The 20,715-nt window shown below is 40.1% G+C and carries 17 protein-coding genes; 8 read left to right on the top strand and 9 right to left on the bottom strand.

Features of this window, described 5'->3' with window-relative positions:
* Positions 1–68: 68 nt before the first annotated feature.
* Complete coding sequence (locus CWB78_RS02900; protein WP_008111877.1) at positions 69–308, bottom strand: helix-turn-helix domain-containing protein; 240 nt, start codon at positions 306–308, stop codon at positions 69–71.
* A 366-nt stretch (positions 309–674) separates the two neighbouring features.
* Here CWB78_RS02900 and CWB78_RS02895 point away from each other — a divergent pair, with 366 nt between their 5' ends.
* Positions 675–863, top strand: coding sequence for a hypothetical protein (locus CWB78_RS02895; RefSeq protein ID WP_054202023.1), 189 nt, complete (start codon positions 675–677; stop codon positions 861–863).
* A 57-nt stretch (positions 864–920) separates the two neighbouring features.
* Here CWB78_RS02895 and erpA read toward each other — a convergent pair whose 3' ends face one another.
* A complete protein-coding gene (erpA, locus tag CWB78_RS02890) occupies positions 921–1,259 on the bottom strand; it encodes an iron-sulfur cluster insertion protein ErpA (protein WP_002958911.1) in 339 nt (112 codons plus the stop codon).
* A 237-nt stretch (positions 1,260–1,496) separates the two neighbouring features.
* On the opposite strand from erpA, the gene CWB78_RS02885 reads away from it, so the two are divergent.
* From CWB78_RS02885 to hemL, 4 genes are all read left to right on the top strand, one after another.
* The gene (locus CWB78_RS02885) at positions 1,497–3,179 is read left to right on the top strand and encodes a chloride channel protein (RefSeq protein ID WP_138594132.1); all 1,683 of its coding nucleotides are present in this window, start codon (positions 1,497–1,499) and stop codon (positions 3,177–3,179) included.
* 16 nt (positions 3,180–3,195) lie between these two features.
* Positions 3,196–3,630: a CopD family protein gene (locus CWB78_RS02880; protein ID WP_010391077.1), complete on the top strand. Its 435-nt coding sequence runs from the start codon at positions 3,196–3,198 to the stop codon at positions 3,628–3,630.
* 112 nt (positions 3,631–3,742) lie between these two features.
* Positions 3,743–4,759, top strand: a complete 1,017-nt coding sequence (locus CWB78_RS02875) for an aspartate carbamoyltransferase (RefSeq protein ID WP_054202016.1) — start codon at positions 3,743–3,745, stop codon at positions 4,757–4,759.
* 38 nt (positions 4,760–4,797) lie between these two features.
* Positions 4,798–6,078: a glutamate-1-semialdehyde 2,1-aminomutase gene (gene hemL / locus CWB78_RS02870; RefSeq protein ID WP_008111861.1), complete on the top strand. Its 1,281-nt coding sequence runs from the start codon at positions 4,798–4,800 to the stop codon at positions 6,076–6,078.
* Positions 6,079–6,143: 65 nt separating this feature from the next.
* Here hemL and mrcB read toward each other — a convergent pair whose 3' ends face one another.
* The 4 genes from mrcB to CWB78_RS02850 form a co-directional block, all read right to left on the bottom strand.
* Positions 6,144–8,477 carry a penicillin-binding protein 1B gene (gene mrcB / locus CWB78_RS02865; protein ID WP_138594130.1) on the bottom strand — a complete coding sequence of 778 codons (2,334 nt, stop codon included), beginning with the start codon at positions 8,475–8,477 and terminating at the stop codon, positions 6,144–6,146.
* Positions 8,478–8,617: 140 nt separating this feature from the next.
* Positions 8,618–9,847, bottom strand: a complete 1,230-nt coding sequence (locus CWB78_RS02860) for an ammonium transporter AmtB (protein WP_054202014.1) — start codon at positions 9,845–9,847, stop codon at positions 8,618–8,620.
* A 9-nt stretch (positions 9,848–9,856) separates the two neighbouring features.
* Positions 9,857–10,195, bottom strand: coding sequence for a P-II family nitrogen regulator (locus tag CWB78_RS02855; protein WP_010391070.1), 339 nt, complete (start codon positions 10,193–10,195; stop codon positions 9,857–9,859).
* A gap of 257 nt (positions 10,196–10,452) precedes the next feature.
* Entirely contained in the window at positions 10,453–11,235 is a 783-nt protein-coding gene (locus tag CWB78_RS02850; RefSeq protein ID WP_010391069.1) for a response regulator, read from the bottom strand.
* A gap of 305 nt (positions 11,236–11,540) precedes the next feature.
* Here CWB78_RS02850 and CWB78_RS02845 point away from each other — a divergent pair, with 305 nt between their 5' ends.
* Positions 11,541–13,058, top strand: coding sequence for a S10 family peptidase (locus CWB78_RS02845; protein WP_138594128.1), 1,518 nt, complete (start codon positions 11,541–11,543; stop codon positions 13,056–13,058).
* 46 nt (positions 13,059–13,104) lie between these two features.
* Here the strand turns inward: CWB78_RS02845 and CWB78_RS02840 are convergent, their stop codons facing one another.
* Positions 13,105–13,797: an START domain-containing protein gene (locus CWB78_RS02840; protein WP_138594126.1), complete on the bottom strand. Its 693-nt coding sequence runs from the start codon at positions 13,795–13,797 to the stop codon at positions 13,105–13,107.
* Positions 13,797–15,317, bottom strand: a complete 1,521-nt coding sequence (locus tag CWB78_RS02835; RefSeq protein WP_008111845.1) for a CYTH and CHAD domain-containing protein — start codon at positions 15,315–15,317, stop codon at positions 13,797–13,799. Before CWB78_RS02835 ends, CWB78_RS02840 begins: the two co-directional genes overlap by 1 nt.
* 212 nt (positions 15,318–15,529) lie before the next feature.
* On the opposite strand from CWB78_RS02835, the gene CWB78_RS02830 reads away from it, so the two are divergent.
* Positions 15,530–16,135 carry a TIGR04211 family SH3 domain-containing protein gene (locus CWB78_RS02830; RefSeq protein ID WP_008111843.1) on the top strand — a complete coding sequence of 202 codons (606 nt, stop codon included), beginning with the start codon at positions 15,530–15,532 and terminating at the stop codon, positions 16,133–16,135.
* A gap of 88 nt (positions 16,136–16,223) precedes the next feature.
* Here the strand turns inward: CWB78_RS02830 and CWB78_RS02825 are convergent, their stop codons facing one another.
* Positions 16,224–16,706: a winged helix-turn-helix transcriptional regulator gene (locus CWB78_RS02825; RefSeq protein WP_010391063.1), complete on the bottom strand. Its 483-nt coding sequence runs from the start codon at positions 16,704–16,706 to the stop codon at positions 16,224–16,226.
* Between the two features lie 169 nt (positions 16,707–16,875).
* Between CWB78_RS02825 and putA the strand changes: the two genes are divergently transcribed.
* Positions 16,876–20,679, top strand: coding sequence for a bifunctional proline dehydrogenase/L-glutamate gamma-semialdehyde dehydrogenase PutA (gene putA, locus CWB78_RS02820; RefSeq protein WP_010391062.1), 3,804 nt, complete (start codon positions 16,876–16,878; stop codon positions 20,677–20,679).
* Positions 20,680–20,715: the final 36 nt, after the last annotated feature.

Below are 20,715 nucleotides of genomic sequence, written 5' to 3'. Positions count from 1 at the left end.
TAATGCATCCCTGCATTAGTATTGGCTGTAGACGTTAGATTTAACTTTACGATTACAGCCTAACAGCGTTAGTCAGCTTTAATTAAGCTTAATGCTTCATACGGGTCGACTTCTAATGCATTACAGTAGCGAACAAACTCAATCACATCTAAGCGACGCTCTTGATTTTCAATTTTGCCAATAAAAGAATGTGGCGTACCCAAAATTTGCGCTAGGCTGCGCATTGTGTAGCCTTTTTCATGGCGCTTAGTTTTAAGCCACTTTGTTAACTTTGCATTTTCTTCTGAAGATACGGTTTTACCCATCATATACAACTCCTACTCGTTGTTTAACTGTACATATTGCCAAGAGCTCATTGTGATCAACACTGAAAACTCACTGCCACTAACTAAGGCGCAGTGTAAACGCTTACAATTCAATCAACAAAAACCCTCAAATATGTACTAACTCTTTATTATTGTGAAAAATGAAACCTTGCCCGTTTCATTCTTGGATACATTATATACCATTCACCGTTGATCTGAATGATTAATTGGTAATTCTACGATTAAAGTTTAACAACAAATATTTACTAAGTCTGAATAAGGTTAAATATTTTATAACTTTTTTGTTTCATTTAAATATAAGCTGTTTATTATTAAGGTCTATTGACCCTAGCTTATAGAGATCAAATCATGTTTAGACTACTCTTTTTACTACCTATTATTTTGTGCTTAGGTTGGTACTTTTTTTTACGCCATTATGCTATTCCATTAAAGCAGGGTAAAAAAGGCTTTATCTATATTTTAGTCTTCTCTGCGTTTGTGCTTGGCTTTTTTGTGTTAATGATGCAAATAACAGAGTACAGCCCAACTGAGTTATGATTTTTTAAACACATAAAAAAACCGCTGATTAAGCGGTTTTTTTGGATAACGATATTTTTATACGCTAAAACTAGCGCCACAACCACATGTAGTGGTCGCATTAGGATTTGAGACAAAAAAACGTGCCCCCTCTAATCCTTCGGTGTAGTCAACTTCGCCATCAACTAAATATTGGATACTCATAGGGTCAATGACTAAGGTAACCCCATTTTTAACAATTTCTAAATCGCCAGGATTCGCTTTTTCATCAAAAGTAAAACCGTATTGAAAACCTGAACACCCACCGCCTGTGACATAAACACGCAGTTTTAGATCTGGGTTTTCTTCTTCGTCGATTAACTGTTTAACACGCACAGCGGCTGCGTCGCTAAACTTAATGGGTAATTCTTCAGACATCTTATAACCCTCAATACCTTAATACTAATGCGCGAGATTATCTAATACCTGAGTGTTTTAATCAAGTATAGTTAATCCTGCTTCTACGCTCCAATGCTAACATGGCTTGTTTAGCTCACTCTGTGAATAGGTGCAGTATAAATTAAATTTAAATTAATCTGTTGTTAAAAATCTCAAGGACTTCCCTAGACTATTTTGATAAACTTGACGCCTAAAAATGCTACGGGGAAATAAAGCATGTGGCTTGAGCGACTGAGACGTCGATTAGCAAAACCAAAAACATCCGTACAATTATGCTTATTAGGCGTAAGTGCCGGATTAATTGCTGCATTTTTTATTATACTGTTCCGCTTAACCATTTTATTTTTTCAAAGTTTATTTCTAGAAACCCCTGACAATTTTACCACCCTACCCACTTTAGAACGGGTATTAATGCCTTTAGTTGCAGCGTTATTAATAGCTACATTTGCGGCTTTCACTGGCTTTAAACATTACCGCTTAGGTATTCCTTTTGTGATACACAGAATCAAGCGCCATTACGGGCAAATGCCACTGTATAACACGGTTAATCAGTTTGTTGGTGGTGCACTGGCGCTGATCAGCGGTTTTTCTGTTGGCCGCGAAGGCCCATCAGTTCATATGGGGGCTGCCGGGGCAAGCATATTAGCGAATAAATTACACTTACCTCACAACGCTATGCGTACCCTCAGTGGTTGTGGCGTTGCCGCGGGAATTGCTGCGTCGTTCAATACCCCGCTTGCTGCGGTTATTTTTGTAATGGAAGTGGTGCTCAGAGAATACAAAGTGCATATTTTTGTGCCGATAATGCTCGCAGCCGTTACCGGTGCATTAGCCACTCAATTTGTATTTGGTGAAGGCTCAGAACTTGCGCTAATAAGCATTGCCCCCTTAAGTGGGTGGCATTACCCCTATTTAATTTTGTGCGGCATGGGGCTGGGCGCGGTGGCTTATGCTTTTAATCAAAACTTAATGCTGATTATTAAAACCTTTAAACCACTAAGTATGTTTCCTCGTTTAATAATTGCAGGGTGTATTGCCAGCTTAATTGCCTATGCAGTTCCACAAGCTATGGGCTCAGGGATGAGTGCGATAACCATTGCTGTAGAGTCACCTGAAAACATGCAACTACTTACCACTATTTTAATTGCTAAGTTATTAGCCACCTTGTTTGCTATTGGCTTAGGTATTCCTGGTGGGTTAATTGGTCCGGTTATTGGACTTGGCGTTTTAACCGGCACTTTAATGGCATTTTTTGCCCAGTTTATTAGCCCAGGAACTGACATAGCTGGTACTTATGGGGTGCTCGGCATGGCAGGCTTACTAGCTGCCACATTGCACTCTCCCTTAGCGGCACTAACTACCGTGATGGAGCTGACCTCTTCACCGGAAATTATTGTACCGGCGATGATCGTCATTACCACCGCCTACGTTACAGCTTTGCAGGTGTTTGGTAACCGCTCTATATTTTTACAGCAATTAGACTTTCAGGGATTACCTTACCATGTATCTCCGGCCACTGAGGCATTACAAAAAGTAGGGGTGATGGATGACATGGATGAAGACTTTAAACTGCTCTACTCTGACGATAAAGAGCAAATAAAAAACAGTCTAGATGCCATGGACAGCCAAACACCGTTAATTGTGTTTGACGAGGAAAATGGTTATCGCCTAGCTGAATATGACTTAAGTTTAATGTCTGATCAGGCGGTCAATATAAAGTACATTAGCTTACAAGGTATCAGCAGTCAGGCCACTCTTGCAGATGCCTTTGAAATTTTAAATGATAAACGCAGTGGTGCACTTTATGTATATAACTTATTAGATAATCAACAAATTATGGGATTACTAAGGTGGGATCAAATCCATCATATTCTAACCATACGTAACAGTTTACTTTAACAATAATGAGAACAGTATGAGCGCATTATTAATTTACAAAACCTTGCACGTATTTTTTATGATTGCTTGGTTTGCCGGTATTTTTTACCTACCTCGACTTTTTGTTTATCACGCTATGAGTGAAGAAAAATCGTGTAACTCAATGCTAAAAGTAATGGAACGTCGGCTGCTTTATTTTGTTACCCCCTTTGCTGTGCTTACCGCAGTGTTTGGCGTATTAACTATTGTTGAATACGGCCGCGAATGGTTTCGTTACAGTATGTGGCTGCATTATAAACTAGTGCTGGTAATCATTTTATATATTTATCATGGCTACTGTTTCAAATTATTAGCTGATTTTAAACACGATAGAAATACAAAAAGCGATCGGTTTTACCGAATTTTCAACGAGCTACCTGTTTTAGCGTTACTCGTTATAGTTGCTTTAGCCATTATTAAGCCAAGCTTTTAAATACAGGATTATAAATTACACTGCCAAGTCGCAAACTAAGTTTGTATAATACGCGCGATTGCGTGCTCCTTTATGGATTATCGCGCCTTTTTGAATAACTAGGAATAACCCCATGTTCAGTTTCCAAGGTGAAAATATACTCTCTGTTAATCAACTCGATCGAGACTGTATTGAACGCATATTTGCTGTAGCAAAAAAAATGGAGCCATACGCAAAAAAACAAAAGCGTACCAATGTGCTTGAAGGCGCTATTTTAGCGAATCTATTTTTTGAACCTAGTACGCGTACTCGTGTTAGTTTTGGCACTGCGTTTAACTTACTCGGTGGACTGGTTCGTGAAACCACCGGTATGCAAAGCTCTGCGCTTGCTAAGGGCGAGTCACTATATGATACCGCACGTGTTATTTCAGCCTATGCTGATGCGGTTGCAATGCGCCATCCAGACTCAGGCTCGGTAGCTGAATTTGCAACAGGTTGCAGCGTACCAGTAATAAATGGTGGCGATGGACCCAATGAGCACCCTACTCAAGCGCTGCTTGATTTATTAACTATTGAGCGAGAGCTTAACCGCTTCGATCAAAATATTGATGGTATGCACATTGCGCTAGTCGGCGATTTAAAATATGGCCGAACCGTTCACTCGCTATCAAAGCTACTATGTCATTACAAAAACATTCGCTTTTCAATGGTTGCCCCTAATGGCTTGCAAATGCCTGACTCAATTTTATCTGTCGTTGAAAATGCAGGACATAAAATTGAACTGGTTGATAAAATGGAAGGTAACTTAGCGGCCGATATTGTTTATCAAACACGTATCCAAGAAGAGCGTTTTCCGTCTCAAGAGGAAGCTAATAAATACCGTGGTGGATTTAGAATTAGCCAATCTATTTACAATTCCCATTGCAAACCGAACTCGGTGTTAATGCACCCGCTTCCTCGCGATAGCCGTTTAGAGGCAAACGAACTTGATAACGACTTAAATGCTAACGACAATCTAGCAATATTCCGCCAAGTACAAAATGGCGTACTTATTCGTATGGCGCTGTTTGCTTTAACCCTCGGCGTAGAAAACAAAGTCGAGCAGTATGAAGTAGACGTTCCTTGGTTTAGCCGCAAACGCGATAGCTAAGCTTTTAATTTTAAAGTGATAAAACAATAGGATTTTTCATGACAATTAGCCAAGACTTATTTAAACGAGCTCAAGACTCTATTCCTGGTGGCGTAAATTCACCAGTGCGTGCTTTTAATGGTGTAGGTGGTACTCCGCTGTTTATTACTAAAGCACAGGGCGCGTTTACATTTGATGCTGATGGCAACCGTTACATTGATTATGTGGGCTCTTGGGGCCCAATGATTATGGGCCACAATCACCCTGAAATAAAACAAGCAGTGCATGATGCGGTAGAAAATGGTTTAAGCTACGGTGCACCTACCGAAGCTGAAATTTTAATGGCTGAAAAAGTTAAAGAGCTAGTCCCATCTATCGAAAAAGTACGTATGGTAAGCTCAGGTACTGAAGCAACAATGAGTGCAATTCGCTTAGCTCGTGGTTTTACTGGTCGTGACAAAATTTTAAAATTTGAAGGTTGTTACCACGGCCATGCAGATTCACTGCTAGTAAAAGCTGGCTCTGGTGCATTAACTATGGGTGTACCTAACTCTCCAGGCATTCCTGAAGATTTAGCTAAGCACACCCTTACGGTTTCGTTTAACAATATTGAAGAAGTGAAAGCGATTTTTGCTAAATACGCCGATGAAATCGCGTGTATTATTGTTGAGCCAGTTGCAGGTAACATGAACTGTATCCCACCAGTACCTGGCTTTTTAGAAGGACTGCGTGAAGTCTGTGATCAGTACCAATCTGTGCTTATTTTTGACGAAGTAATGACAGGTTTTCGTGTAGCCCTTGGTGGCGCTCAAGCTTATTACAACATCAAGCCAGATCTAACCTGTTTAGGTAAAGTAATTGGTGGTGGCATGCCAGTTGGCGCATTTGGTGGTAAAACAGAGATTATGGATTACATAGCCCCTGTAGGCCCTGTTTATCAAGCAGGTACACTGTCAGGAAATCCAATTGCGATGGCTGCAGGTTTAAAATCACTTGAGTTACTTAGTGCACCTGGCGTTCACGAAAAACTAGAAGCCATTAGTAAAGCGATTTGTGAAGGCTTTGAAGCCGCAGCTAAAAAAGTAGGTATTGCCTTAACGACTAACTACGCTGGCGGCATGTATGGCTTTTTCTTTACTGATGCAGAAAAAGTAACTACTTACCAACAAGCTACTGAATGTGATTTAGAACGCTTTAAAAAGTTCTTCCACTTAATGCTTGAAGAAGGTGTTTATTTAGCGCCTTCGGCGTTTGAAGCTGGTTTTGTTTGTGCTGCGCATACAGAGCAAGAAGTTCAGGCAACGATTGAAGCGGCAGAGCGCGCTTTTGCTAAACTATAACGTTTAGCTCATAAGATCGCTTACCCATAAAAAAAGCCCTTTCGGGCTTTTTTTGTTTTTATTACTTAGCGAATACATTGGGGCCTTGGTTTAAACTCACTGGCCCTAAGCGGTAATTGAATCACTTTGCCACACCCTGGTGGTGCTTGCTTCCCGGTTTGCTCGTTTACAAATGCCCACCGAATTGAAGGTGGACGGGTATCGGCAATTGCTTGCGGGTTTAAGGGTTTTAAATAACGAATATAGGTTTCAAGCGCGCCGACACTGCCGGTTAAGCCAGTACTTTTATTATCATCACGACCTAACCATGCAACCGTCACTGTATTTTGATCAAACCCAGCAAACCAGCTGTCGCGTAATTCGTTACTGGTACCTGTTTTACCTGCGAGCTGAATCGACGGAAAATGTAAATTTAAGCGTTTAGCGGTGCCATCTTTAGTTACTCGCTTCATAGCGTATTTGGTCATGTACATGGCATCTTTATCAAAGCGTTGTTCGTTACTCACTTTATGCTTATAAAGTACTTTACCAACAGAGTCGGTTAATGCCGAGATAGACGTCAGCTCCCTGTATTCGCCATCAGCAGCAATAGTGGTATAAAGCTGGGCCACTTCAAAACTCGACATTTCAATAGCCCCTAATAGCAGCGACGGGTATTCATTAATATGGCCTTTAGCACCTAGTCCTCTGAGTGTATTAGCAACTTTATCAACCCCAACATCAAGCCCTAAGTTAACTGCCGGAATATTAATGCTGTGGCTGAATGCTTTATAAAGAGGCACGGCGCCTCGGTATTGATGATCAAAGTTTTCTGGCTGCCATACTTTTCCCTCTTCATTAGTGACTTGAACAGGTGAATCATCAAGCAACGTCGCTAAATTATAATGAGGAAGCTGCAGTGCACTTAAATACACTGCCGGTTTAACTAATGAGCCAATATTGCGCTTGGTATCAAGTACGCGGTTAAACCCTGAATAGCGCACATCACGTCCAGAGACTAACGCTGATACACCCGCTTTTTCAACATTAACGGAGATCATCGCCGCTTCTAATTCTTTGGTATTTGGACGCCTTTCCAAATAAGGTAAACTGGCCTTAATCGATTCTTCCATTGCGGTTTGTTTTTGCAAGTCGAAGTAGGTAAATACGCGCACCCCTGCATCTAATACTTCTTGATCAGGTAGCAGTTTTTTCAGTTCGCGATTAACCAACTCTAAGTAACCTGGGTAAGACTTTTGCAAGCTGGCTTTCATTGGCGCAATATCAATGGCGCGCTTTAACGAGGCTCGATACTCTTTGGTAGTAATAAGTTTGTTATCGACCATTAAACGCAGCACTAAGTCACGACGCTCCATAGCACGTTCTTTGTAACGTCGTGGATTGTAATAAGAAGGGCCTTTAACCATGGCCACTAGCAGGGCAATTTGGTCGTACTCGAGTTCATCAACGGGTTTTGCAAAGTAAAACTCGGCCGCTAATCCCATACCATGCACACCTTGGTTATAAGACTGACCTAGGTAGACTTCGTTTAAATAGGCCTCGAGAATCTGATCTTTTGAGTAACGATAATCAAGAATAAGCGCAATAAAGGCTTCATTGATTTTGCGTACTAACGAACGTTCGCGAGTAAGGTAAATATTTTTAGCTAGCTGTTGCGTGAGTGTGCTGCCCCCTTGTACGGTTCTTCCTGCGCGAATATTGGTATACAAAGCGCGTAAAATAGAAAATACCGATACCCCGTGATGCTCATAAAAATCGCGGTCTTCGACCACTAACAAAGCATTTTTAAGCATGTCTGGAAATTTATCTAATGGCACAAATTCACGGTCTTGTTTTGAGTCATTACCTATACGGGCTATTTGCACAGGCTCTAATCTGGCAGTGTTTAAGCGACGACCAAATTTATCCTTAATACTGGCAACCTTTTCTCCAGAAAAGCGCAGTTCAATTACATGAGCGCTCTCTAAACCATCATAAAATTCAAAATCACGACGAAAAATCTTAATACTATTGGCTGCTTTAATATATTGCCCTGTGCGGCTCAAGCGATTAACTGCCGTGTAATTTAAACGTTTAAGCTCCCATAAAACTTCTTGCTCAGATAAAAACTGCCCTGGGAAAAAGGTCATTGAACGCGCATACACTTGGGCTGGAAGTTGCCATTTATTGCCCTCAAATTGGCGGGTGATTTTTGCATCAAGATAAATAAAGTAAAGTGCTACAGCGATGAAAGTCGCCAGACTCAGTTTCCAAAAAATAGAAAACAACGTTTTTAAAAATGGCCGTTTAGCCGAACTTGCGGTTTTTTTTGCAGCACTTTTTCGCGCTGATGTTTTAGATGACTTAGTAGCGCGCTTAGTCGAGGATTTACTGGTCGGTGTTTTCTTTTTTTCAGCCATTTAAGTGTAATACATTCCAAAGGTTGATTTAACGCGAGGAGCTTATCACATTACTCTAACACCTGAAAAATTAACCCTTCCTGAAATCAAAAAAGCCCTAACTGAGTAGGGCTTTGATTGAACACACAATACTTTTACTTTTAATTACTTCTTACTGAAACAAATTCTGGGTAAGCATCAATACCACAATCATGTTGATCCATACCGTTTAGCTCTTCCTCTTCGGTAACACGAATACCCATGGTTTGTTTTAAGACTGCCCAAACAATGAATGAAGCGATAAACACAAAGCCAATGATACATAGTAAACCAATTAACTGTGCCACAAGGTTAGCCTCGGCATTAGTAACCGGCACTAATACCACACCTAATATGCCACATACACCATGCACAGAGATGGCACCTACAGGGTCGTCAATTTTCACTTTATCAAGTGCCACAATGCTTAGTACAACCAAAGATCCACCTAGTAGGCCATATAAACACGCCATTAATGGTGATGGTGATAATGGATCTGCAGTAATAACCACTAAGCCTGCAAGTGCGCCATTAAGTACCATGGTTAAATCTGCCTTACCCCATAATAACTTACATAAGAACAAGGCTGATATTGCACCCATAGCTGCAGCAGCATTGGTGTTAAGTAGTATTTGACCTACTGCAGTTGCATTTTCTTTATCTGAAATTAATAACTGTGATCCACCGTTAAAGCCAAACCAACCCATCCATAAAATAAATGTACCCAATGTAGCAAGTGGCAAGTTTGAACCTGGAATTGGGTAAATTTCACCATTTTTACCATATTTACCTTTACGTGCACCCAGTAGAATTACACCCGCAAGCGCTGCAGCTGCACCGGTTGCATGGACAATGGCAGAACCTGCAAAATCAACAAAGCCTAATTCAGATAGGAAGCCGCCACCCCATGTCCAGTAACCTTCAATTGGGTAAATTAATCCTGTAAGTACTACTGTAAACACTAAGAAAGCCCATAACTTCATACGCTCCGCTACGGCGCCAGATACAATAGACATAGCCGTTGCAACAAATACTACTTGGAAGAAAAAATCAGACTCTAGTGAATGATCGGCGTCTGCCGCTTGACTACCTATTAGGCCACCAAATGAAGGAATTATTCCGCCTTCAACGTTGTCTACATACATAATGTTGTAACCGACCAACAAAAACATAGTACAAGCGATAGAATAAAGTGCGATATTTTTAGTTAGAATTTCTGTGGTATTTTTTGAGCGCACTAAACCTGCTTCTAACATTGCAAAACCAGCTGCCATCCACATAACTAAGATGCCAGAGATTAAAAAGTAAAACGTATCGAGCGAAAACTTCAGCTCTATAATTGTATTTTCCATGTTGCCCCCTTAAATTGCATCATCATCAAGTTCGCCAGTACGAATACGGACAATTTGATCTAAGTCGTAAACAAAAATTTTGCCGTCACCAATTTTTCCCGTTCCAGCAACTTTGGTAATAGTCTCTACAACGCGTTGGCAATTTTCACTACGAGTGGCAATTTCAAGTTTAATTTTAGGTATAAAGTCAACTTGGTACTCTGCACCACGGTATAACTCTGTATGACCTCTTTGACGTCCAAACCCCTTAACGTCAACCACGGTCATTCCTTCGATGCCTAAATCAGCGAGTGCTTCACGCACATCATCTAGTTTGAATGGCTTTATTATTGCACTGATCATTTTCACAAAGGCCCCCTTAGGACACTAGCTTGTTATTGTATTTGCTCTATGCAATCCAACCTTTGTGCCACCTTTAAATTACAAATAAAAACAGAGGGTTATTAAATTAAATAATATAAAAAACAAAAAAGCGCACCATTTAGGTGCGCTTTTTTTAAGCAAAATACAGAATTGGTGCGAGTCGATAAATACGCAAATAATCGTCTTTAACTAACCGTTACACTCTCGCCAAATACACATTGATAATGTATTTAAGATTAAAGTTACTCTGTCGCATCGAAAGACAAAGCCGGTTTTTTAGCATCACTTAGCCATATTGACTCCATAGTTTGCACCACTCGAAAGTGAAACTCTTCATGGGTGAAGGGTTTAGTTAAAAAGTCATTCGCACCTGATTTAATAAATCGTGCAGCAACGCCATAACTATATACATCAGCTAAACCAATAATGGCCAATTGCTCACGGCTTTTAATATTACGAATTGCTCTAATTAATTCAAAACCATTCATACCTGATAAGTTATGGTCAGTGATCACTAAGTTGATAGCCTGATCATGCTCAAGTATATGAAGAGCTTGCGCACTATTATCAACAGTAATGACGTCAAACAATTGTTTTTCGAGCATTTGCTTAACCAAGCTACTGCTCAATAAGGAATTATCTACAACCAGCGCTTTGCGCCCCTGGTTACGCAATAACTGTGCTACAAATTTTATGGCGTAAAGATAAGAGTCGCGATTATCTTTAATGACGTAATCGATAATACCTAATTCCAGCATTTTTAAACGTGTATGTTCATCTGTTTGCGTTGTCATCACCAACGTAGGGATACCTTGCGACAGTGTAAAGCGAGTTATATCAGTATCGATTTGACCACCAACAGATAAATCAACTAACGCGAGCGAATAACTAGTTTGATTTAGTAACTTTTTACATTGAGTAAGTGACTGAGCGAAATCAACCCGCACATCAAGATAATGAGCAGCAATATGTTTGAGTACTTGTTGTACCCTTATATTATCTTCAACAATTAAAACCCGTTGCATAAACTCCCTTTCATTTACGTTCACCCTTTATGGTAATAAACCTAAAAATAAATCACTCTCAAGCATCCATTTAAAAACAATTAAAGCGACCAATAACCTAAAAAACTTAATTAATAATTAAATTTTTTAATCGCCTTAAACTTACAGTATGGCATACACATCAAGTATATTTCGCCCGTTTGCTATGTTGAGATTAATCTTAATTATATAAACTCAACGATTATTATCGGCAGCTAGTCTCAATACTTTTGTTTTTTACTCAAATATCGCTATAACTGCAGTACATAAAACAAAAAGGGTTAGTTATGAAATTTAGTCGAAGTCTATTTTTACCCATTGCCGCAATTGCACTTACATTTTCGAGTGCAACGTTTGCCGATAATCAACGCCGTATTGATATCGACAGTAAAGTAGTTACTCAGCACAAAGCAAAAATAAATAACGAACGATTTTCTTATACGGTAGCAACAGGCACACAGCCAGTATGGGATAACAAGGGTGATGCCATTGCAACCCTTCAATACACTTACTACACCCGCGATAAAGTAGATGATAGAACAAAGCGTCCATTACTTATTTCATTTAATGGTGGCCCTGGTTCAGCATCAGTTTGGATGCATTTAGCTTACACCGGCCCTCGTGTTTTAAAAATTGACGACGAAGGCTACCCAATTCAACCTTATGGTGTAAAAGATAACCCTTATTCGGTTTTAGATGTAGCGGATATCGTTTATGTAAATCCTGTAAATACAGGTTATTCACGTGTTGTAGAAGATAAAGACGGTAACCTTTTACCCAAAGATAAACAAAAAGAGCTATTTTTTGGCGTTAATGCCGATATAAAGTACCTCGCAGAATGGCTTAATACTTTTGTATCTCGAAATGAACGTTGGCGCTCTCCAAAGTTTTTAATTGGCGAAAGCTATGGTACTACTCGTGTATCGGGTTTAGCGCATGAGCTGCAAAATAGTCAGTGGATGTACATTAACGGTGTTGTACTCGTATCTCCTACCGATATCGGTATTAAACGCGACGGACCAGTAAAAGCAGCTAACCGCCTACCTTACTTTGCAGCTACTGCATGGTACCACAAAGCATTAAACGCCGATTTACAAGCAAAAGATTTAGACGAGCTATTACCGGAAGTTGAACAGTTTACCGTTAATGAGCTTATTCCTGCGCTTGCAAAAGGCGGCTTTATTGCGCCTGACGAAAAACGTCGTATTATTAAAAAAATGGCTGAATATGCGGGTTTATCTGAAACATTTGTTAGTCAAAACAATTTAGATATTCCAACACAGTTTTTTTGGAAAGAGTTATTGCGTGAACGCGGACAAATGGTTGGTCGACTGGATTCGCGCTATTTAGGCATAGATAAACGCGATGCTGGTGAGTCACCAGATTACTGGGCAGAGCTTACATCATGGCTGCACTCTTTCACTCCTGCAATTAACTATTATCTTCGTGAAGAGCTTAATTACAAAACCGATATCAAATATAACTTATTTGGTAACGTTCACCCATGGGATAGAAGCGGAAATAATACCGGTGAAAATTTACGCTTAGCCATGGCTCAAAACCCTTATTTAAATGTAATGGTTCAGGCGGGCTACTTTGACGGTGCAACCAATTACTTTGATGCCAAATATACTATGTGGCAATTAGATCCAAGTGGTAAAATGCAAGATAGATTAAGCTTTAAAGGCTACCGCAGTGGCCATATGATGTATCTACGCCACGCAGATTTAGAAAGCTCTAATAACGATTTACGCGAGTTTATAAATCAGTCTTTACCCAAAGACGGTGAATCCGCTAAATACTAATTAGCTTTTACCCACTAAAAAGTGACCTCTTAGGTCACTTTTTTGCTTATAACTGCGGCGGTTCGGTATGTGTGCAATTACCGGTGCGAATAACGGTTGGCTTTGCTATGTACTGCTTAGTAGTGAGTATTTCAGCAAGATTTATTAGCGTCTTAAGGGTACTTTTTAGGGCGATCCGATTATTTAACCACGTGGGTATCTTACCGCCTGGTAACGCATATACCTGATAACTAATGTGCAAATTTTTCGCCTGCTGAGTTAACAGCCACATTGCATCTAAGGTGCTTATTCTTATTACCCCTTTAGTTTTAGGTAAAAAATCTGGGCGCGCGTGAATACTAAGCTGCGTTTGCAAGTCATTCACTTTTTTATAGCACGAATAAGTAATCACATCTCTATTGCTAACAGGCCACGGGCTATCAATATAACTGTAAACTAAGTTTTCTGAAGGGCTTAAACTTTTGAGTAACGTGACCTTAGTAATGTTTTCTATCCAGCTAGGGGCTGTATCGGTATCACTAAGTAAAGCAACTAAATCCTCTGCGGTGACATTGCTAACCACCGTTTCAGCTTTCATTTTCAAGGTATCGTCAGTTAAACGCTGAAAATAAACACTTACCCCTTGTTTACTTTCGTAAAGTTGCCAAGATGGCTGTGAACACACATTGGTAGCAAAACACAAAAGTGAAAAAATCATGCACTTTTGCAGCAAAGTCCGGCCACAAAAGTGCTTAGTCATTAAAGCCAATAAGGTTCTGTATCAAATGAAGCATGTCGACTTTGCTCCATGGCACTGACTAAAAAGTCAGATTTTTGCTCTAACCATAGTTGTATTTTTGCCAGTTGAGCATCTTCTTGCCCGCCACACAGCTGTTTTAAATAATCAAGCGTGCTTAACTCATACATCCCATGAGAAATATCCAGCCAAGGGAGCCTAAATTCTAATCGCTCATCTTTATTAAACAGTGCGCCTAAACAATTACCACTGAGTAAGCTATTTTCTAATTGAGTGCGAAAGTTTAAGTAATCATTGCCTGCTAAGCTTTGCTCTTTAGGGAGTAAACGGTGTAAGTTTTTCCAATCTTTATCAAATAAGCGATGAGCAATATCTACAATAGGTTGCTCTGCATTTTGAAGCTCTGCTTGGCTCCAATCTTTACGCCACTGCTTATTTATCAGCCACGTTGTTAAGCTCAGCAATAAACGGTTGTAGCGTGCACTATGAAAAAGCGAAAAAATATCGTCAATGCTCGGCTGTAACTCTTTTAAATCGTTAATAACTTGCGTTAACGCTGGGGCGCTATTTATTTTTTTATAAAAAGCATGGCGCTTAGAAGTATAAGTTTTTAACTGAATTGCATTTTCAACCCATGCTAACTCACTTAATAGCCACTTGAGTTCTGTTCTGAGTTGCTCGGTACTTTCTTTACTAACAATATCGTCAAACAACCAAAAGTTGTGGCGAATTAAGCTAATGCCGTCGGTTACACGTTTTAATGTTTTTAAACTTGGCTTATCGAAATAGCATTGCTCGTGTTTTTGCACAAAGCGAATACCAAACCCCATAGCTTCAATAAGGGCTTGCTCTTGAGTGGCTTGCTTATTAAGTTTCACAAAGCCGATTGATTTACTTGGTTGAAGCGGCGTGTCATCCGCAAGGCGGTAGCCTCTTGCTGCTTTTGAATAGAGCCCTAAACGAATGCTGTTTTGGCTCACTAATATATCTGCAAAAGCAAATAGCTCCTCACGACTACCTTCAACCAGCTCGATTTCAAGCTCGCTGATGATTTCTACCTTACCTGACGCAGCAATTTCACCTTTATCTAATACCACTTCAATTTTGGCACCATTTGGGGTTTCTATTAACCACGTACGGCGAATAAAATTAGTACTAAAAATAGGGAATAGATTTTGTGATATGGCATCAATTTGCATACCGTGAGGCCAAATTGATGAATCAAACGCCATTAGATTTGGCCGGTTTGTTTCTATTGGAAGATTGTACTCTGGGCGCTGATGTAAGCCCCCTACCACTTCTCCAGCTAGCTTAATTGTTTGCTCACAGCGCTCGTCTGTACAACGCGTTCTAAAGCCAATATCGAGTGCTCTTAACTCTCTGCTTGGTGTATCATAATAAGCATTTTGCAAACTTTTAGAAGGTTTGTTTGTGACTGTTTTTGCAAATTGAGTAATTAGTGAGGGGATCAGTGGAATGACGTCATCTGATACCAAAAATTTCAGTTCTATCTCAGTATCCATTAGGCTTGCGGATTACCCTTAAAATTAATAAGTGCTCAAAATAAACAAAGCAGCCCTATATTGCAAATTTTTTAGTCATAAACACACAAGCAAAATGCTCTAGTTACAATATCTGTCTTGCTATTAAACTATTAAATCCATACTATCTATATACTTATGCGAAATAAAAATCACGTTCACAACGGACACTGCTAGATTAACAAGGTAGATAAATGCTAAAACACTGTTTACTATGGCTGCTTTTAACAGCCGCCCCGTTTATGAGCCAAGCAGAGGAAGCTCAATCAACGTCGCCGACTAATGCTAAAACAGCTTATATAATCGATAATTTGTATACTTTCATGCGCTCAGGTGCCAGTAAAGACTATCGTTTACTTGGTTCAATAGATGCAGGTACGCAACTCACTTTATTATCTGATGAACAAAATGGTTTTATAAAAGTTAAAGATGATAAAGATCGTGAAGGCTGGGTAGAAGCTAAATTCATTAGTGAATCAGCTGGTTTAAAACAACAATACCAAGCCCTCAATAATGAAATAAGCACTATGCAAAATAGACTTCGTCAAGCGCAAGTTGAGTTACCTGAGCTGCAAGAGCAAAACGCACAGTTAACCGAACAAAACGCGCAACTATTAGCACAAATTAGTCAGTTACAAGGTGAGCTTTCTCAAGAACAACAGCTAAAACAAGCAACCAGTGCTAAAGAAAAACGCCAGTTACTTACTTACGGTGGAGCCATTGCATTTTTAGGTTTGTTCTTAGGAATTATCTTAACTATCGTGTTATCACGCAGAAAACGCTATGAAGGTTGGGCATAAGCTTAACTTAATACAGCAGGCATAAAAAAAGCATCATATGATGCTTTTTTTTATGCCTGCTGTGTTTTTTCTTAAAAGAATATCTACGTTATATATCTAAACGAAGCCCAGGGTCTTGTTTGATTTTTTCTATTACCATGTAAGTGTGGTGTGTGCCCACTCCCGGAATATCAACCAAATCACCTAATACTTCTCTGTATTCATCCATGTTGGAAACGCGAATTTTTAATAAATAGTCATAACCACCCGCTACCATATCACACTCAACAACCTGCTTAATTTTAAGAATGTGTTCACGAAATACTTTAAATACGGCTGTATTTGAAGTAACTAATGATACCTGCACATGGGCCACTAGGCTTTGATTAAGTTTTTCCTCACTTAATTTAGCGAAATACCCCTCAATATAGCCCTCTTGCTCTAAACGTTTAACCCTATCTAAACAGGGACTGGGGCTTAAATTCACCTGCTTTGCGAGGTTAACATTTGAAATTCTACCATTGCGCTGCAAAACGTCTAAAATTGATATATCGATACGATCAAGCAGGCGTAATCTATTCGGATTAGTCATATCAGTATTTTATATGGATAAGTTAATAATATGCCCTGTAAATTATCGTAAAACGGCGAAATTAACCAGCATATTCTGCTGGATTTTAATTAGAATGCACGCTTTACACCAACAACATTTAGCGGTAATTAACAATTATCCTAAGTCTTAACACTCCTGAGGGTTGCTTATGTTATTCAATGGCGATTTAACAACGACTTGTCCGATCAGACAAAAGATCCGTGACTTTTACCGTATTGATGAAAATGCGGTTATTGATCACATTTTACCACTTGCAGAAGTCGGTGTTAAAGCACGAAGCCGTGCATGGGAAAGAGCTCGCCAAATAGTATTAAACATTCGTAAAGACCAAGATGGTCAAAGCGGTGTTGATGCGCTATTAAATGAATTTTCACTATCGAGTGAAGAGGGTGTGGTATTAATGTGTTTAGCCGAAGCATTGCTTCGTGTTCCTGATAAAGCAACTCAAGAAACATTAATACGTGATAAATTAGCAAATGGCGATTGGAGCTCTCACTTAGGCAGTAGTGATTCTTTATTCGTTAATGCTTCGTCTTGGGGATTATTAGTAACCGGTAAAATGGTTAACTATAACGACAAAACGAAAGAGCAACAATTTGGTATGCTCAAAAAAACCATTGGTCGTTTAGGCGAGCCTGTTATTCGTAAGTCTGTGAACTTTGCCATGAAAATTATGGGTAAACAGTTCGTAATGGGCCGCACTATTGACGAGGCCATTGAACGTGCAGCCGATACAGAGAAAAAAGGCTATGTATATTCTTACGATATGCTAGGCGAAGGCGCTCGCACAATGAAAGATGCTAAGCGCTACTTCGACAGCTACATGAATGCAATTCATTCTATTGGTAAAGCAGCAAATGGCCGTGGTCCAATAAAAAGCCCGGGCATTTCTGTAAAGTTATCAGCTATTCATCCGCGTTATGAATTTACTCATAAAGAACGCGTGATGGAAGAAATCGTTCCAAAACTAAAAGAACTTGCACTTGCTGCTAAAAAATACGACATCGGGTTTACTGTTGATGCTGAAGAAGCTGACCGTTTAGATATTTCTCTTGATGTTATTGAAGCGGTATTTAGCGATGAAGACCTTGGCGATTGGCAAGGTTTTGGCTTAGCGGTTCAGGCGTATCAAAAGCGCGCTATTTTTGTTATTGAATGGCTAACAGACCTAGCAACCCGTGTGGGTCGTAAAATGATGGTGCGTTTAGTAAAAGGCGCATACTGGGATACCGAAATCAAAACCACACAACAAGATGGTTTAGACTTCTTCCCGGTATTTACCCGTAAAGCAACCACTGATGTGTCATACAAAGCATGTGCGATTAAAATGCTTGAAGCACGAGATGTACTTTACCCGCAATTTGCAACACACAACGCCTACACTGCTGCAACTATTTTAGAAGTAGCTAAAGGTGATAACCAAGGTTTTGAATTCCAACGTCTACACGGTATGGGCGAATCTTTATTTGACCAAATCGTTAATGCAGAAAAAATCCAGTGTCGTGTATACGCACCAGTAGGCCAGCACGAAGACTTACTTGCTTACCTTGTTCGTCGTTTACTAGAAAATGGTGCTAACTCATCTTTTGTTAATGCCATTGTAGATACCACTCAACCGGTTGAAGCATTATTACCAGATCCTGTTGAAACGCTGCAAGGTTTACGTAATAAATACAACACGCAAATAAAAATGCCAATTGATTTATACGGTGAAGAACGTGCCAACTCAAAAGGTATGGATTTAACTGATATTAACGTGATCACCCCGTTTAAAGAAAATTTAGACACTTGGTTTGAAGAGCACTTAATTGAAGAAAGCCAAGTACCAGAAGGCGCGCTGGCAGTTAAAAACCCAGCAAACCATAAAGAAATTATTGGCCACGTAAAATTACAAAATAGCGATGAAATGAAAGTGTTGCTAGCCAATGCTGAAACCGCTTTTGAATCATGGTCACAAACACCAGTAAAAGAGCGTGCTAATCTATTGCGTCGCGTTGCTGATATTTTAGAGCGTCATCATGATGAGCTTGTTGCTATCTGTATTAAAGAAGCAGGTAAAGTGGCACAAGATGGTATTGATGAAGTACGCGAAGCGGTTGATTTTTGTCGTTACTACGCAGCCCGTGCTGAAGAGCTTGCTCAAGATGAGCGCTTTGAAGCTCGTGGTGTGATTTTATGTATTAGCCCATGGAACTTCCCACTCGCTATTTTCTTAGGTCAAGTTGCAGCTGCTATCGTTACGGGTAACACAGTAATTGCAAAACCTGCAGAACAGACGAGCTTAATTGCTCTACGCGCTATTGAATTAATGCTTTCTGTTGGTTTACCTGAGCACGTTGTACAGCCTGTGGTTGCTCGCGGTAGCGAAGTAGGTAAAACCATTGTGCCAGATGAGCGCATTCAAGCAGTTATGTTTACAGGTTCAACTGAAACGGGCACGCTTATTTCGCAAACATTAGCGGCACGTAACGATATTCAGGTGCCTTTAATTGCAGAAACTGGCGGCCAAAACTGTATGATTGTTGACTCAACAGCGCTGCCTGAGCAAGTTGTTGATGATGTAATCAGTTCTGGTTTCCAAAGTGCAGGTCAACGTTGTTCTGCATTACGCGTACTCTTTATTCAAGAAGATGTTGCTGATGGCATTATCGACATGCTCAAGGGCGCGCTTGCTGAATTACACATTGGCGACCCATCATTACTCTCTACAGACGTAGGCCCTGTAATTGATGAAAAAGCGCTGAAAACACTCAACGACCATGTTGAATACCTAAAGGGTAATGCAACACTTCACTATGAGTGTAAAATCCCTGATAACAGCGAAAACGGTGCGTTTTTCTTTGCCCCACGTTTATACGAAATCAAAGACTTATCGGTATTAAAGCGTGAAGTATTTGGTCCGTGTGTGCACGTGATCCGCTTTAAAGCAAGTGAGCTTGATAGTGTTGTCGACCAAATTAACAACACCGGTTACGGCTTAACAATGGGTATTCATTCTCGTATTGAAGAGCGCTGTGAACACTTAGCTAAAATGTCGCGCGCAGGTAATGTTTACGTAAACCGTAATATGATTGGTGCGATTGTTGGCGTGCAACCCTTTGGCGGCCGTGGACTATCAGGTACTGGCCCTAAAGCCGGTGGACCAAACTACCTACAACGCTTAATCAAAGAAAAAGCATCACCAGATAACGTACAAATGACTAACCTAACGCCAGACGAGCTTGATTTACACCACTACAGTGGCGCAAATGAGCAAGTAGAAAAGCTAATGGTTAACTCTATGCGCGATGAAAAAATTTGGCGTGCAACACCACTGAATGACCGTGTTTCTGCGGTGCGTCAGTTATTAGCGAAAGTAGCAACCGTTGAAATTATTGATGACCTTGCAGACGATTTAGCGTTAACACTTGCCGATGCACGTGCTCAGTTAAACCGCTTAGAAAAGCACATGCGTAAATATACAACATTGCCAGGGCCAACGGGTGAATCGAATACACTTCACCTTGAAGCACGCGGCTGTGTAGTATGTTACGCAGATAAGAGCACCTCATTTAACTTTTGGGCACTATCGATTATTACCGCGCTTGCTGCTGGTAACACGGTAATAACAGTAGCATCTGAAATATTTTATGATGAAGCGGTTGCTTTTAGAGATAAGTTTATTGCAACCGGCGTTGCAGAAGGTGTTTTCCAAGTAGCTAAACCAAATCAGTTACAAGCGATATTAGCGCATCCTCACCTAGCCGGAGCGGTAGTTGCTGCACGTTCTTCACGCTTAGGCTACTTCAGCCAACAGCTTGCACAACGTAAAGGCGCTATACTGCCAGTGATCAGCTCTGAGTATTACGACACGCTAATTAAGCGCTTAATTACTGAAAAAACAATCAGTATAGACACGACGGCATCAGGCGGTAACACCTCCTTGATGACCCTTGTTGAAGATGATGAATAGAAAATAATCATTATTTAATTAAAAAGGCATCAAATT

Source organism: Pseudoalteromonas sp. S1612, assembly GCF_005887175.1.
GTDB lineage: Bacteria > Pseudomonadota > Gammaproteobacteria > Enterobacterales > Alteromonadaceae > Pseudoalteromonas > Pseudoalteromonas undina.
This window is presented reverse-complemented; position numbering and strand designations above follow the sequence as displayed.

Excerpts from the sequence above, each read along its gene's own strand:
- CWB78_RS02885 (WP_138594132.1), top strand. The coding sequence starts at position 1,497 with ATGTGGCTTGAGCGACTGAGACGTCGATTAGCAAAACCAAAAACATCC.
- CWB78_RS02860 (WP_054202014.1), bottom strand. The coding sequence starts at position 9,847 with ATGGAAAATACAATTATAGAGCTGAAGTTTTCGCTCGATACGTTTTAC.
- mrcB (WP_138594130.1), bottom strand. The coding sequence starts at position 8,477 with ATGGCTGAAAAAAAGAAAACACCGACCAGTAAATCCTCGACTAAGCGC.
- erpA (WP_002958911.1), bottom strand. The coding sequence starts at position 1,259 with ATGTCTGAAGAATTACCCATTAAGTTTAGCGACGCAGCCGCTGTGCGT.
- CWB78_RS02850 (WP_010391069.1), bottom strand. The coding sequence starts at position 11,235 with ATGCAACGGGTTTTAATTGTTGAAGATAATATAAGGGTACAACAAGTA.
- CWB78_RS02895 (WP_054202023.1), top strand. The coding sequence starts at position 675 with ATGTTTAGACTACTCTTTTTACTACCTATTATTTTGTGCTTAGGTTGG.
- CWB78_RS02825 (WP_010391063.1), bottom strand. The coding sequence starts at position 16,706 with ATGACTAATCCGAATAGATTACGCCTGCTTGATCGTATCGATATATCA.
- CWB78_RS02835 (WP_008111845.1), bottom strand. The coding sequence starts at position 15,317 with ATGGATACTGAGATAGAACTGAAATTTTTGGTATCAGATGACGTCATT.
- putA (WP_010391062.1), top strand. The coding sequence starts at position 16,876 with ATGTTATTCAATGGCGATTTAACAACGACTTGTCCGATCAGACAAAAG.
- CWB78_RS02845 (WP_138594128.1), top strand. The coding sequence starts at position 11,541 with ATGAAATTTAGTCGAAGTCTATTTTTACCCATTGCCGCAATTGCACTT.
- CWB78_RS02830 (WP_008111843.1), top strand. The coding sequence starts at position 15,530 with ATGCTAAAACACTGTTTACTATGGCTGCTTTTAACAGCCGCCCCGTTT.
- hemL (WP_008111861.1), top strand. The coding sequence starts at position 4,798 with ATGACAATTAGCCAAGACTTATTTAAACGAGCTCAAGACTCTATTCCT.
- CWB78_RS02900 (WP_008111877.1), bottom strand. The coding sequence starts at position 308 with ATGATGGGTAAAACCGTATCTTCAGAAGAAAATGCAAAGTTAACAAAG.
- CWB78_RS02840 (WP_138594126.1), bottom strand. The coding sequence starts at position 13,797 with ATGACTAAGCACTTTTGTGGCCGGACTTTGCTGCAAAAGTGCATGATT.
- CWB78_RS02875 (WP_054202016.1), top strand. The coding sequence starts at position 3,743 with ATGTTCAGTTTCCAAGGTGAAAATATACTCTCTGTTAATCAACTCGAT.
- CWB78_RS02880 (WP_010391077.1), top strand. The coding sequence starts at position 3,196 with ATGAGCGCATTATTAATTTACAAAACCTTGCACGTATTTTTTATGATT.